This is a genomic window from Streptomyces sp. NPDC002144 (genome assembly GCF_053593695.1).
Genome location: NZ_JBSFDB010000043.1, coordinates 51,238 through 63,753, shown reverse-complemented (window position 1 = coordinate 63,753; position 12,516 = coordinate 51,238). Strand labels below are relative to the sequence as shown.

Annotated in this window: 13 protein-coding genes; 4 read left to right on the top strand and 9 right to left on the bottom strand. The window is 70.0% G+C overall.

The features are described 5' to 3' along the window. Positions 1-249 precede the first annotated feature (249 nt). The gene (locus tag ACWCQ1_RS40870; protein WP_451028727.1) at positions 250-1,437 is read left to right on the top strand and encodes a UDP-N-acetylglucosamine--N-acetylmuramyl-(pentapeptide) pyrophosphoryl-undecaprenol N-acetylglucosamine transferase; all 1,188 of its coding nucleotides are present in this window, start codon (positions 250-252) and stop codon (positions 1,435-1,437) included. A 14-nt stretch (positions 1,438-1,451) separates the two neighbouring features. Here the strand turns inward: ACWCQ1_RS40870 and ACWCQ1_RS40865 are convergent, their stop codons facing one another. Genes ACWCQ1_RS40865 through rfbB form a run of 4 tightly spaced genes read right to left on the bottom strand, consistent with a single transcriptional unit; the run spans position 1,452 to position 4,993 of the window. Further along, positions 1,452-1,883: a low molecular weight protein-tyrosine-phosphatase gene (locus ACWCQ1_RS40865; protein WP_451028726.1), complete on the bottom strand. Its 432-nt coding sequence runs from the start codon at positions 1,881-1,883 to the stop codon at positions 1,452-1,454. Continuing rightward, positions 1,880-3,016 carry a DegT/DnrJ/EryC1/StrS family aminotransferase gene (locus tag ACWCQ1_RS40860; RefSeq protein ID WP_451028725.1) on the bottom strand — a complete coding sequence of 379 codons (1,137 nt, stop codon included), beginning with the start codon at positions 3,014-3,016 and terminating at the stop codon, positions 1,880-1,882. Before ACWCQ1_RS40860 ends, ACWCQ1_RS40865 begins: the two co-directional genes overlap by 4 nt. Next, entirely contained in the window at positions 3,013-3,996 is a 984-nt protein-coding gene (locus tag ACWCQ1_RS40855) for an ATP-grasp domain-containing protein (protein WP_451028724.1), read from the bottom strand. Before ACWCQ1_RS40855 ends, ACWCQ1_RS40860 begins: the two co-directional genes overlap by 4 nt. Before the next feature lie 4 nt (positions 3,997-4,000). After that, positions 4,001-4,993: a dTDP-glucose 4,6-dehydratase gene (rfbB, locus tag ACWCQ1_RS40850; RefSeq protein WP_451028728.1), complete on the bottom strand. Its 993-nt coding sequence runs from the start codon at positions 4,991-4,993 to the stop codon at positions 4,001-4,003. Between the two features lie 267 nt (positions 4,994-5,260). Here rfbB and ACWCQ1_RS40845 point away from each other — a divergent pair, with 267 nt between their 5' ends. From ACWCQ1_RS40845 to ACWCQ1_RS40835, 3 genes are all read left to right on the top strand, one after another. Next, positions 5,261-6,652 (top strand): sporulation protein, encoded by a 1,392-nt coding sequence (locus ACWCQ1_RS40845; RefSeq protein WP_451028723.1) that lies wholly within the window; start codon positions 5,261-5,263, stop codon positions 6,650-6,652. A 246-nt stretch (positions 6,653-6,898) separates the two neighbouring features. Continuing rightward, entirely contained in the window at positions 6,899-7,063 is a 165-nt protein-coding gene (locus ACWCQ1_RS40840) for a hypothetical protein (protein WP_451028722.1), read from the top strand. A 295-nt stretch (positions 7,064-7,358) separates the two neighbouring features. Next, positions 7,359-7,532, top strand: a complete 174-nt coding sequence (locus tag ACWCQ1_RS40835; protein WP_451028721.1) for a hypothetical protein — start codon at positions 7,359-7,361, stop codon at positions 7,530-7,532. Positions 7,533-7,550: 18 nt separating this feature from the next. Here ACWCQ1_RS40835 and ACWCQ1_RS40830 read toward each other — a convergent pair whose 3' ends face one another. Genes ACWCQ1_RS40830 through ACWCQ1_RS40810 form a run of 5 tightly spaced genes read right to left on the bottom strand, consistent with a single transcriptional unit; the run spans position 7,551 to position 12,504 of the window. Further along, positions 7,551-10,985, bottom strand: coding sequence for a LysM peptidoglycan-binding domain-containing protein (locus tag ACWCQ1_RS40830; RefSeq protein WP_451028720.1), 3,435 nt, complete (start codon positions 10,983-10,985; stop codon positions 7,551-7,553). A gap of 4 nt (positions 10,986-10,989) precedes the next feature. Next, entirely contained in the window at positions 10,990-11,376 is a 387-nt protein-coding gene (locus ACWCQ1_RS40825) for a hypothetical protein (RefSeq protein ID WP_451028719.1), read from the bottom strand. Between the two features lie 53 nt (positions 11,377-11,429). Then, the gene (locus ACWCQ1_RS40820) at positions 11,430-11,882 is read right to left on the bottom strand and encodes a TadE/TadG family type IV pilus assembly protein (RefSeq protein WP_451028718.1); all 453 of its coding nucleotides are present in this window, start codon (positions 11,880-11,882) and stop codon (positions 11,430-11,432) included. Beyond that, positions 11,879-12,295 (bottom strand): TadE family protein, encoded by a 417-nt coding sequence (locus tag ACWCQ1_RS40815; protein ID WP_451028717.1) that lies wholly within the window; start codon positions 12,293-12,295, stop codon positions 11,879-11,881. Before ACWCQ1_RS40815 ends, ACWCQ1_RS40820 begins: the two co-directional genes overlap by 4 nt. 2 nt (positions 12,296-12,297) lie before the next feature. Then, positions 12,298-12,504, bottom strand: coding sequence for a hypothetical protein (locus ACWCQ1_RS40810; RefSeq protein WP_451028716.1), 207 nt, complete (start codon positions 12,502-12,504; stop codon positions 12,298-12,300). Positions 12,505-12,516: the final 12 nt, after the last annotated feature.

Here is a 12,516-nt window from a genome sequence, read left to right as displayed (position 1 = left end):
GGTAAATCAGGAAAGTCGTGTCTCTAGGCAATTCCAGCCGTTCGCACCGCCCGCAGCCCGATGACCTGCACCTTCAGCCCGCAAGAGCCTCCAAGACCCTCGAATTACGTCGAACCCGGGTGTCATGGCGAGTGGGTTTGCGGTGGGGGCACTTCGGCAGCGCTGTGGGATCGACACCGGCCGAAGGAGTATGCCGGGACCCGCTACGGTACGGATGAGTCTCCGTGCAGGCCCGATGGGAAACCTCTTATGAACAGCGCTCATGACGCCGCGTCCGGCACATTCCGTCTCGTGGTGACGGGCGGTGGAACCGGCGGGCACACCTACCCCGCTTTGACCGCTGTACGGGCGTTGCAGGCACGTCTCGCTCTGTCCGGTCGGGCGCTGGAGGCGTTGTGGATCGGGACCGAGGACGGGCTGGAGGCCCGGGTCGCTCCGGCTGAGGGGATTGCGTTCACCACGGTCGCCACGGGCAAGATCCGGCGTTCGAGCAATCCGCTGAAGATGATGTCGCCCGCGAACATGCGGGACATGGCCCGTGTGCCGCTGGGGGTCGCCCAGGCCCGCAAGGTGATCTCGGACTTCGGTCCGGACGTCGTTTTGGCAACGGGCGGTTATGTGGCCGTTCCCGCGGGACTGGCGGCCCGGATGTGCCGGCGGCCGCTGGTGCTGCACGAGCAGACGGTGCGTCTGGGCTTGGCCAACCGCAAGCTGGCCGGTTCGGCCACCAGGATTGCGGTCTCCTCCGAGTCGACGTTGGAGCTGCTGCCGGAGGCCGCCCGCGACATTGCCGTGGTCACCGGCAACCCGGTGCGGCCTCAAGTACTGTCCGGGCACGCGGAGAAGGCGGTCCAGGCGCTTGGCATGCCCGCCTTCGACGGTCGGCTGCCCACCGTGTATGTGACCGGCGGAGCCCAGGGCTCGGCGCAGATCAACGAGACCGTCGCCGGGATCTTGCCGTGGCTGCTGGGGTACGCGAACGTCGTCCATCAGTGCGGGCCTTCTCACGTCGAAGGCTTGCGGGAGGGTGCCGCTCTGTTTCCCCCGGAGCTGGTGGGTCGCTATCACGTGACGGGGTTCGTGGGGGAGGAGCTGCCCGACGTTCTGGCGCTGGCGGATGTGGTGATCTCGCGCAGCGGGGCGGGGACGCTGGCCGAGCTGACTGCGTTGGGCAAGGCGGCGGTGTTCATTCCGCTGGCTACCTCGGCGGGCAACGAGCAGATGCACAATGCCCGGCATCTGCACGAGGCGGGTGCGGCCGTGGCGCTGCTGGGCGAGGTCACGGGGCAGGCGCTGGCGGATGCTGTGCAGCCGCTGTTGGCCGATCGCGCGCTGCGGGCGCAGATCGCCGGGCGGGCGCGGGCATACGGCAGGCCGGATGCGGCGGAGAGGCTCGTGGACGTCATCCTGTCCGCCGCCTCCAGCGCGTCCAGCTGACCGGTGCGGAGCAGTTATAGGTGCTGGCTGGCGCCGGTCTCGATGAGCGCGGCGACTTGATCGAAGACGGTCCGATCGCTGCCGTAGGGATCAGGGACATCCTGCCCGTCCAAATAGAGGCGCAGGTTTGGCCAGTTGGGTGCGGCCGCCAGCTGATGCAGCGAGGCGAGAACCGCACGGTCCATGGCCAGGACGCTGTCCGCCCATGTGATCAGTTCGGCGGTGACCTGCCGGCCCTGGTGCGCGCTGAGGTCGTAGCCTCGGGCGGCGGCCACCTCGGCCATCAGCGGATGGGCGGGGCGGCCGACGTGCTTGTCCCGGATGCCGGCCGAGCGCACCTCGACGCCAGCGCCGCCACGCCGCGACAGCACGGCCGCACCGAGCGGGGAGCGGCAGATGTTGCCCAGGCACACCACCAGCAAACGCCGGGGCGCGGCCGCGGTCACGGCTGCTCCCGCCGGACAGCGCGGCGCAGTTCGGCCGCGACGTGGTGGACGTCGTGGTCGGTCAGGTGCAGATGGAAGGGCAGAGTGAGGATCTCGCGGCCGACGCGCTCGGTCACCGGCAGGGACCGGTGCCAGGCGGCGAAGGCGGGCTGCAGGTGGTTGGGCGGGTAGTGGGTGCCCACGCCGATGCCGTGCTTGCGCAGAGCGGCGAACACCCGGTCCCGGCCGCGCGGGACCCTGACGGCGCACAGGTGGGGCACGGTGCGCTCGACGTCGACGTCGACCAGGACAAGCCCGTCGATGCCCTCGAGTGCCGCGGCGTAGGTGCGCCACAGCTGCCGGCGCCGCTGCTGGATGTCGGCGAGGTGGGGTAGCTGGGCGAGGCCGATCGCGGCGTTGAGAGCGGGCATTTGTGCCCGCAGCCCGAAACTGCTGACGGGATAGGAGGGCATGTCGGCGCGGTCGGCGGCGGAGTCGGTGATGCCGAGGCTGCGCAGCCTGCGGCACGCGGTCGCCTCCTCACGGCTACGGGGGATGATCACCCCGCCCTGGCCGCACGTCAGGTTCTTGATCGGGCCGAAGGAGAAGCACGTCAGGTCGCCGGTGGCGCCGACGTGCCGGATGGCGTCGTGGAGGGATCCGAAGGCGTGGGCCGCGTCCTCGACGATGGCGATGCCGCGGCTGGCCAGGGTGGCGCGGGCCCCGGAGAGGTCGACGGCGCGGCCCGCGTACAGGACAGGGATCACGGCCCGGGTGGCCGGGGTGAGGGCGTCGAGGACGGTGCCCGCCGCCAGGGACAGGGTAGTCGCATCGATGTCGGCGAAGCGGGGGGTGGCGCCGGTGGCGAGGACGGCCTGGACGGTGGCGCAGAAGGTGAAGGAGGGCACAACAACCTCGTCACCAGCCCCGATCCCAGAGGCCAGCAGGGCCACGTGCAGGGCGGCGGTGCCCGAGGAGACGGCGACGGCGTCCGTGACGCCAAGGACACCAGCGATGCGGGCCTCGAACTCATCACACACGGGGGAGTGGTTGTAGTGGCCGCTGTGCAGGGCGGCCAGGAGCGCGTCGTCCTCCGGCCCGAACAGGTAGGGGCGGGCATTGACGGCGGCACTGGTGGGCGGGGTGGTCGTCATGGGAGGGTCCCTTCGGTGACGGCGAGAGTGTGGTAGGCCTTGGTCAGGCAGACATCGGGCCGGTAGCGGAGCCGGTCGTGGTCGATGCGCCGGTCGAACAGACCGTTGAGGAACTCGCCGATGAGGTCGGCGCCAGCCGCTTGTGCGGCAGGAAAGCCGCCGCCGAACCGCGCGTTGGCCTCAGTAATCAACACTCGGTGCGGGCCGCCCGTGCACACGAAGCCCTGGACGCAGCAGGCGCCAACCAGACCGGTGGCCGCCAGGACGGCTGTGACTTGGCGCTGGACTTCGGCGTCGTGGAAGGTACGGGTGACCATGGCCAAGCCGCCCTTGACGACCAGCCGCCAGCGCAAAATCACGCTGGCCCGGCCGTCGCGGCCGACGAGGCAGTCGGCGGTGAACTCCTCTCCCTGAATCCGCTCCTGGATCAGCGGGTCGGGCACCAGGTCGCACAGGACGGCGGCCTGGGCACGGGTGCGGCAACAGATGACGTCCTTGGCGCCCTGGCCGCGGCGGGGTTTGACGACGAGCGGCCCTTCGGGCACCTGATCGAGCCGGTTGGGCAGGACCATACGCGGGGCGGGGATCTTGTGATCGGCCAGGATTTGTGCGAAGCGGGCCTTGTCCGTGCAGGCCTCGATGGCCGGCATCTTCGGCAGCCAGGCCGTCACGCCGAGGCCGGCCAGTTCGCGGCGCAGACCGTGCAGGCACGCAAGCTCCTGCTCCACGCACGAGACCACGGCGTCGGGCCGCAGTTCGGCGCACAACGCCAGCAGGCCGCTGCCGTAGTCGCCTTCTCGGGCCGGGACGGTGATGCGCGCCGCCGCACCGGGCAGGCGCAGGCCGATCGCGTGCGGATGGCAGTCGGCGGCGATGACCTCACAGCCCCGGGCCAGCAGCTGACGGGCCACGTCGAGGCCGGGGGCCCCTCCCACACCAGTGACGAGGATGCGCGGGTGGCTGTGGACGGCGGCCGTCATAGCGTCACGCTCCAGCCGGGACAGCGAGTGCCTGCGGGGTGTTGATCAGTGGCGCCCACCGTTCGGGGTGGGCCCGGTACCACGCGGCAGTGCGGGCCAGCTCCTCGGCCAAGTCCCGCTCGGGCCGGTAACCCAGACGGCTGGCGATCTTCGACCAGTCCATGGCGTACCGGCAGTCGTTGGCCCGCCGGTCGGCAACGTAGGTCACCAAATCCGGATCGGCGCCGCACACTTGCAGCAGCATCCCGGTCAACTGCGCGGTCGTCAGGTCCGTGCCGCCGGCGATGTTGTACACCTCCCCGGCAACGCCACGGCGCATAACGGCATCGATGCCCTGGCAGTTGTCCGCCACGTGCAGCCAGTTGCGGACGTGCTGCCCCCGGCCGTGCACGGTGACGGGCTCGCCGCGCAGCAGGCGGGTGACGAACAGGGGAATGATCTTCTCCGGGTACTGGGCGGGCCCGTAGTTGTTGGAGGAGCGGGTCACACACACGCCCAGCTCGTAGGTGCGAAACGCACTCAAGGCGATTAGATCACTGGCGGCCTTGGACGCGGCGTAGGGCACGGTGGGCCGCAGCGGATCCTCCTCGCTGGCCACTCCCTCGGACAGTGGTCCGTACACCTCGTCCGTGGACACGTGCACGAACCGCTCGACCTGATGCTGGCACGCGGCATCCACCAACACCTGGGTGCCCAGGACGTTCGTCTCGACAAACGGTTGGCCGGCCGTCAGGGAACGGTCGACGTGGGATTCCGCCGCGAAGTGCACGACGTGACTGTGGCCGGCCATGACCTGGTCGACGAGCCTTGCATCGAGGACGCTGCCCTTGACGAACTCCAGCCTCGGATCCAGGAAGGCCTCGCCCAGGTTCCCCAGATGGCCGGCGTACGTCAGCGCGTCCAGCACGGTGACCCTGGCGACGTCGTCGGCGCGCAGCAGCGCCTTGACGTAGTGGGAGCCGATGAAGCCGGCGCCGCCGGTCACAAGCACGGTGATCATGAGGGAATTCCTTTCGCTGAGGGTGACGTCGGGGGCGCTGCCGGGCCGCGTGCCACAGATCTCTTGCGGCCCGGATGCGTCATCGCCCGAAAATCAGTGCGATGACGGCATGAAAGCTCGACGTCAGGGGTCCGCACAGGCTCACGAAGGGGGCTCACAACCGGGAAACAGGCGGGCCGCGCAGCACCGACTCTTAGGCTCGAAGAGCCAACTGGCTCTGCGCGAAGGTGCACGGCAGAGCCCACGTGCAGGGAGGCGTCTGCGATGGGACTCAGCAACCATCAGACCGGGACGACGAACACGGCCCTGACCCAGCTGATCGGTGCGGCCGGGCTCAGCCATCACGCGCTGGCCCGCCGCGTCAACGAACTGGCCGCACAGGCCGGTCTCGCCTGCTCCTATACCCACACGAGCGTCACGAACTGGACCCGCCGCGGCATGCTCCCGCGCCCACCGGTGCCCGCCTTCATCACCCAAGCGCTCGCGGAACGCTTAGGACGACCAGTCGAACCGGCCGAAATCGGCATGCCCGAGCAGCGCGAAAGTCCCGACCACATCGGCTTGGAATTCCACCGCAACGCTCACGAGGCCGTCCGCACCGCCACACGATTCTGGAGCACCGTGCACCGCCGTACCTTCGTCACCACTGCCTTCGCCATCGGCGCCTACAGCACACCGGTCACGCGCTGGCTCGCCGTCCCCACCGACCCCGAAGCCGCCCACCCCGGAAAGCACCGCGTGGGCCGCCAGGACCTGGACGCGCTGTGGTCGGCCGCCGCCGACGCACAGCGCTCGGACTCCAAATACGGTGGCGGCACCCGCACCGCATCCGCCCTCACAGCGTTCCTCAACGAGCGGGCCGTCCCGCTCCTGCACGGCCACTACACCGACGCTGTCGGCAAAGAACTGTTCGCCGGCACCGCCGAACTGGCCCGGGTCGCCGGATGGAGCGCCCTCGACATGGGCCACCACGCCCTCGCCCAAAGACACTTCATCCAAGCCCTGCGCATGGCCCGGGTCGCCGGCAGCCTGGACATCGGCTGCCACGTGATGAGCAACATGGCCCTCCAGGCCACCCTGCGCGGCTACCCCAACGAGGCCGTGGACATCGCCCAGGGCGCCTACGACCGCGCGCGCGACCACGCAGCACCCCGCGTCCTGGCCTTTGCCAAACTCATCGAATCCCGCGCCCACGCCCGCCTCAACGACGCCCGCTCCGCAGCCGCTGCACTCACCGTCTCCGAACGACTCCTGGAACACGCCAACAACGCCGCCGACGAGCCTGCATGGATCAGCTACTACACCCCGGCACGACTGGCCGCAGACGCCGTCGAGATCCACCGCGACCTCAACCTGCCCGCCGCCGCCCTGCGCTGGAACGACCGCGCCGCCCCCATGTCCGCCCGCCACTACACCAGGTCCGTCGGCCTGCGAATGACCGTGCTCGCCATCACCCACCTACAACAAGGCGACCTCGACCAGGCCCTCGCCCAGGGGCAACGCGCCGTCACCATCCTCAGCCACGTCCGCTCCGCCCGCGCCATCGATTACCTCACCGGCGTCGTACGGGCTATGGCGCCCTGGCGTCGCGATCCGAGAGTCACCAGCCTCTCCCAGCAAGCCCACCAAGCCATCGCCCTCAGCAGGACCACGTGACCCTCCAGGACGCAGAGCCACTTACCGAGGTGCGCGGCACTGAATGTGTCTGAGCCCTGCACGCCAAATCGCCCCTGCCTGTGCCGTGGCGCCTGCCGTCATGTCTGCACGGCGTACAGGTTGCCGTCGTCGCTACCGACGTAGACCACGCCGTCGGCCACCGCTGGCGACGAGGACAAGGATCGGCTTGTGTGGAAGATCCAGCGGTGCTTACCGGTTTGGGCGTCCACCGTACGAGACCGTGCCGTGTCAACGCTCGATCTGCTCGCCGGCCTGCTGCTCGTCTTGGTCGTCGCCCTGGTTTTCGGCGGCCTCGCCTATCGCCACCCGTCTGCGCGCGAGCCGCTGCTCCTCGGCTTGTCCGGCGTCGCGGTGCTGGCCGCCATCGTCGGACCGATCCTCACCCGGTGAGGACGGCTTTCCCGTGGTGGCGCTGCCGTCGGGCAGACCCTCGCGACCCGACAGCTGCGTCCCCAGTCGGCACAAGGTGATTCGGGCGCACGTTGCCCTGTGCAAGCAGTCCAATAGCTCAGGCCGCCCGACTTCGCCGGACGCAGTCGCCGTGGACTTCCTGCTGCCGCACGACTTACTGCATCACTCGTCCCTTGTTACCGGTGGGCTCGTGACTTGCGCGGCTTACCCAGCCGACTGGCACGGTCGCCGTGCTGTCCGGAGGGGACACCTTTTCGATCCGCAGGAGGCCGTGATGTTCAACGAACCGCGCCACGAACGCCACACGATCGCCGCGCACGTGCACGCGGTTGCGCAGACCGTACGGGAAACGCGGGAGAGTTGGCAGACCCAGCCGCCCGCGTCGAACGAGGCGGCCCTGAACGAACTGCTCGCCCACGCAGCCCGGGACGTGACCGCCCACCGGTAGAGCACACTGCGCACCCGGCTACAGGGCCTTGCGGAGCGCCGAGCCGTTTGCGTTGAGGAGATCGCTGATCAGCTGCTCCGTCTCCATTTCAAGATCGCAGTCCAGTGACCGGTTGACCTGCTGAACCTGTGTGATCGCGGTGTGCAGGCCGGAGCGGTTCCCGGCAGCATGTTCGATCCGCATCCAGTCCCTGTAAAGGAGCTCGGCACTGTTGTCAGCTTCGAGGCCGGTCGAGATGGCCTGCCGGGCCGCGGTGAGGTCGTGGTGCGGTCCCTTCGGGGTGCGGTGCGTGGCCACTGTGTGGGCGACGTCGACGATCCTCGTGATCATCTCTTGCTGGAAGGGTCCCGCCCAGGGCAGCGGCCTTGTACCGAAGGGCCGCCCTCGCACCAGCCCGAGGGCCTTCTCCAGATCCGGCAGCCCCGCTGGTCCTTGGGGCAGTGCGCGCTCGGCGAGCTGGAGGAACCTGGTCCAGTCGCACCGCACTGCGGGGGAGAGGCGGTAGGGGTCGTCGACCGTGCGGCGGCGCGGAACGTACGGGTTGCCGGCAGGGTCATTGCCCAGAGCGCTGCGCAGGCCGCGCAGCCGGGAGTTGAGGGTGTTCGAACTCCATGGGGCGAGCGGGTCCATGTCGTTGCACAGCGCATCGGCGGAGCGACCCGGCCGGAAGTAGAGCAGTGAGGCGAGTTGCGCGATCCTCGGGCCGTGCCCCGACGTGGCAACGCCGTCCACCTCGACCGGGCCCAGGACACGGATCTCCGGGGCATGCAGGTCGTGTGCCTCTGGCTGCTCTGCAGCCCCGCTGTTGTCCGGGTTCGGGAGTTGAACGGGCGGCTCCTCCGGTGCTTCATCCTCTGCCGAGTCTTCGGTGAGCGCCTGGTCCTCGGGATCGTCCCGCCCCTGAGGCGGTGCGGTGGACAGGAGGCGGAGCCCGGCCGGGTCCGCCGACGCGGCCAGCAGGGCGGGGAACACTTCGCTGTCACCCTCGTTCTCATGCACCGTCGCCGACGCGACCGGTGTAACTGAGGCCTTGTTCGCGGTGTAGGTGCCGGCGCCGGTGGCCTGGTCATTGGTCTCGTCCCTGGCGGGCCGGGGCGTCATCTCGGGCTCGGGTTCGTCCGGGACCTCTTCCCAGGGCCCTTCGGCCGGCATGGCAGGCTGCCCGGAGACGGCGAGCGCCGTGGCGATCTGCTGGTACGCGGCGCGCTCCAGCCGCTGCACCGTGATCTCGATGCCCGCGCAGTCCAGCTGCTGTGGCTCGTCGAGCTCGGCGTTGAGGATCTCAGCATTGGGAAAGTGCGCGGCCGCCGCGGCCGTCGGTGCGATCAGCGTGACCGGGATCCGGGCCTTGTCGATGACGTCGGCGAACTGCCAGGCCGTGTCCTCGTCGAGAGAGGCGGCGCACACCAGTAGATAGGGATGGTGGCTCGTCTCCGGCATCTGGTGGACCTCCAGCAGACGTTCGGAGAGATCCCGCAGGGCGTGCACGGCCTCACGCATGTGCATGATCCGCGAGGTCGGCAGCAGCCGGGGCAGGTCCTCACCGAATCCGACGGCGACCACTTCGACCACGCTGCCCCACGGGCTCATCCCGATCTCCACGGCGAGCGACGTGCACACTTCCGTGACGCGTGTCGGATCGCCGTCGAGCAGCAGCGCGGGCAACTGGGCCAAGTTCACCAGCAGGAGGTCACCGTCCGCGGTGCTGCCCACGGTCGCCAGCCCCGGATACGGTGCCGGCACCTCATGGGCGGCCTCTTCGTCCAGGAGCTCGGCGTCCCCCGGCAGTACCCACCAACCGTCACGTCCTGCCGAGAACGGCGCCAACGGTTTCAACGCCGGGTCCTCGGGCAGCACCTCCAGCGTGCGGGCCCCGATCCGGGCGGCCCGGAGCTTGGGCAGTCCGGCTTCGCCCTCCAGCCGGTGGGCCATCGTGCGCAGGGCCACGTCCAGACGGGCCGATCCGTCGGGCTCGGCGGCGGCCGCCAACTGCGCCTCGGCCGAGGAAGTCGCGGGGGAGATCGCGATGGTCTCACCTGGCTTGCGGCGACGGCGCTGCAGCATGCGGCGCGTGGCGAGCGCACCGGTCACGGCGGCCGCCAGCAGCGCACCAGCGCCCAGCACCATCCGCAACTGCGGCACGTGGCCTGCTGGCGACGCCGCAGGGGCATCTGAGGAGGGTGCCTCGAACGCCGGCGTGGTGGGCGTGTGTGATGCCGACGGAATGCCCGACTCGGGTGCGGCCGAAGGATGGTTGCCGGTCGACGGGCCGCCAGCACCAGCACCCTGGCTCGGATGCTCGGCCGGACGGCTCGACTGGCTGGGAGCCGGAGTCTGCGTTCCCGAGGTGGCGGAGCCTCTGGGGGCCGCCGACTCGCCACCTCCGGTGCCGGCGCCCGAGTCCTTCTCGGTGTCGTCCGGTGCCGGGGGAGCGGAGCGTTCGGTCCCGGAGCCGTGCTTTATGTGCTCGCGGGGATGCGCGGGCTGCTCGGATGCCGTCTTGGGAATGGTGACCTGCTGCCCCGGGAAGATCTTGTTCGGGTCTGTGATCTTCGGCAGGCCGTCTGGCTGCGCGGTGTCCCGGCTGGCCTCGAACAACTGCGGCCACTTGTTGCCGTCGTGGAGTTCCTCGGCCGCGATCTTTGAGAGGGAGTCGCCGGCCTCCACGGTGACCACGTCCCCATCGCCATCCGCGTCGGCCGTATCGCGCGTGCTGGAGGCGAGCTGCGTGCGGATGCCGGAGCCGGCCGCCTCACTGGGCACCTCGGCGTTGCCGGGCACGCGCAGAGTCGTGCCGTGCGGCACCACCGTGGCCGTGGTGGGTACTTCCGGATTGAGGCGCTGCAGTTCGGTGTAGCGCCTGCCGTCCCCCAGCAGCTGCTCGGCCAGTTCCCACCAGGTGGTGTCTTCCGCCCCCACGGTGAACTCCCGGGAGTTCGAAGCCGTTGCCGTTTTCTCCGCCGCCGTACCCGGGGCCGGGGTGCTCGGCCGGCTGCTGGTTGCCTGGCCGGCCGACGGAACGTGGGTCGAGGTGGCGACGACCGCCGGGGTGGCGGCACTGGCCGCGGCCGCGGGAGAGGCCAGCACGATGCTGCTCAGCAGAAACCCGGCCAGACGCTGACCGGTCGCCATGCCCGGAAGCCGCGGGATCGTACGCCGCGCCAGAACGGCGACGATCTCGATCAGAACGGGGACCACGAGCCACAGCCACGCGATCCACGCCGCCAGGGTCATCGTGGTCAGCAGTCCCGAGCCGTCATCGTCCGGGCTCAGCAGCACCGCGCGTGCCTCGGCCATATTCGGCACCGTCGCGGGCAGTGTGCCGAGGGCGAGCAGCAGCGCGGGCACGCCGACGACCAGAGCGGCCAGCGCGACGACCGCGAACAGGCCGCGCGCGACGACCTGTGGCCACGAGCGATCTCGGCGGCGCACGCGCGTGGGGGAGTGGGGCATGGGGTCAGCCTCCGGGCTGGTGAAGCAGGGTGGCAGTGCCGTGTCCCGTCACGGACATCTCACCGACGCCGATCAGGGAGGCGAAGTAGGGGTGGTAGGTGTCGTGGACGGTCACCGTGAGGCTCTGCCCGTCCTCGGCGATGGCGACATCACCGTCGACGCCCTCGCTGTCGAGGAAGGAGCGTGCGGCGGCTTGGGCAGAGTCCGGGTCGACGACGATCGCATCGCCGGTGATGGCCTGGCCGGGGTCGATCTGCTGGGCGCCGGCCCGTGCAGCCTCCTGCGCGACATAGTCGGCGTCCGACATCCGGTCCAGGGCCAGGCCGCCGTCGATGACCAGGCCGATGATGAGGAACGCGATCAGCACGGTGCCCGCGTAGAACAGTTCCATGCCGCCCCGGTCCCGGCGGCCGGAAGGGATGCGAAGCCATCGGCGCCACCTGGTCATGAGCCGCTCCGAGTTGCCCACGTGTCAACGACGGACGTCTTGGTGCTGGTGAGCGTCTTGGACCCGCCCACGCCGGGCAGTGCGAGCTCGCTCAGGGGCGCCGTGCACGAGACGGTGGCCGTCACGCTGGCGGCCTGCCCCACCGGCGCGGACAGCCCGCTGGTGTCCAACTCGACGCTGAAGCTGGCGCAGTGGATACCGGAGTTGGCCAGACTGGACTGCGCGGCCTGGCGGGCGTCAGCCTCGCCGGAGGCCGGGTCGCTCGCCACCGAAGCGGTACGCGCGGCGTCCCGGGCGGCCGCGTCGGCGGCCCCCTCGGCCAGCGCCACCCGCCCGCAGGCGATCGTGAAGCCGATCAGCACCAGCGCCACCGGCACGAAGATTGCGAGGCTCAAGGCGGCGCTGCCGCGGTCACGCTCCAGCCGGTCGGGCCACCGTCGCCACCTCATGGGCGGAACTTCTCGACGGGGGCTTGAACGCTCTGGCGCACGTGTCCGCTCCACCCTGGCACCAGGTTGATCACGTCGCCTTCTACCGAAACGCTGACCGTGTCGCCGTCGTCGCTGACCCGCACCGAAGTGCCCTTCAAAGATCCGCCCATCCGAGCCAGGAACGCGTCGGCAGCTGCCTCTCCCGCACCTGGTGCGGCGTCGTAGACCCGCTGCGCGTCCACGGCCTGCTGGGCTGCGTGGTGGGCCACCGACCGGCCGTGGAACCAGATGCCGCCCTGAATCAGGGTGAACACCAACAGGAACGCGAGCGGGACGACCATCGACATGTCCAGGGCCGTGGCGCCGCGGTCCTCCCGCCACCACGGTCGGCCGGCCAGGTGCCGCCCTCGGCGTATGCGTATGGCAGGCATGGTCAAAAACCCAGGATCTGCTGGACTTTCTCGCCGACCGTGGTGTTGGCCGCCGCGTACACGACGCCGACCAGCGTGCCCCCGGCGACCAGGATCAGCCCCCACTCCAGTGCCGACGCGCCACGGTCCGTCGCATGTGCGCGGATCACAGCGCCGCGCCGGCGCAGTGCACCGAACATGAGGGAGAGGCGGTTGCGGACGCTGTGCATGACTTTCCTCCA

Bases quoted from the DNA above. Each gene is read 5' to 3' on its own strand.
- ACWCQ1_RS40870 (WP_451028727.1), top strand. From the start codon at position 250: ATGAACAGCGCTCATGACGCCGCGTCCGGCACATTCCGTCTCGTGGTG.
- ACWCQ1_RS40860 (WP_451028725.1), bottom strand. From the start codon at position 3,016: ATGACGACCACCCCGCCCACCAGTGCCGCCGTCAATGCCCGCCCCTAC.
- ACWCQ1_RS40855 (WP_451028724.1), bottom strand. From the start codon at position 3,996: ATGACGGCCGCCGTCCACAGCCACCCGCGCATCCTCGTCACTGGTGTG.
- ACWCQ1_RS40845 (WP_451028723.1), top strand. From the start codon at position 5,261: ATGGGACTCAGCAACCATCAGACCGGGACGACGAACACGGCCCTGACC.
- ACWCQ1_RS40835 (WP_451028721.1), top strand. From the start codon at position 7,359: ATGTTCAACGAACCGCGCCACGAACGCCACACGATCGCCGCGCACGTG.
- ACWCQ1_RS40830 (WP_451028720.1), bottom strand. From the start codon at position 10,985: ATGCCCCACTCCCCCACGCGCGTGCGCCGCCGAGATCGCTCGTGGCCA.
- ACWCQ1_RS40825 (WP_451028719.1), bottom strand. From the start codon at position 11,376: ATGGAACTGTTCTACGCGGGCACCGTGCTGATCGCGTTCCTCATCATC.
- ACWCQ1_RS40820 (WP_451028718.1), bottom strand. From the start codon at position 11,882: ATGAGGTGGCGACGGTGGCCCGACCGGCTGGAGCGTGACCGCGGCAGC.
- ACWCQ1_RS40815 (WP_451028717.1), bottom strand. From the start codon at position 12,295: ATGCCTGCCATACGCATACGCCGAGGGCGGCACCTGGCCGGCCGACCG.
- ACWCQ1_RS40810 (WP_451028716.1), bottom strand. From the start codon at position 12,504: ATGCACAGCGTCCGCAACCGCCTCTCCCTCATGTTCGGTGCACTGCGC.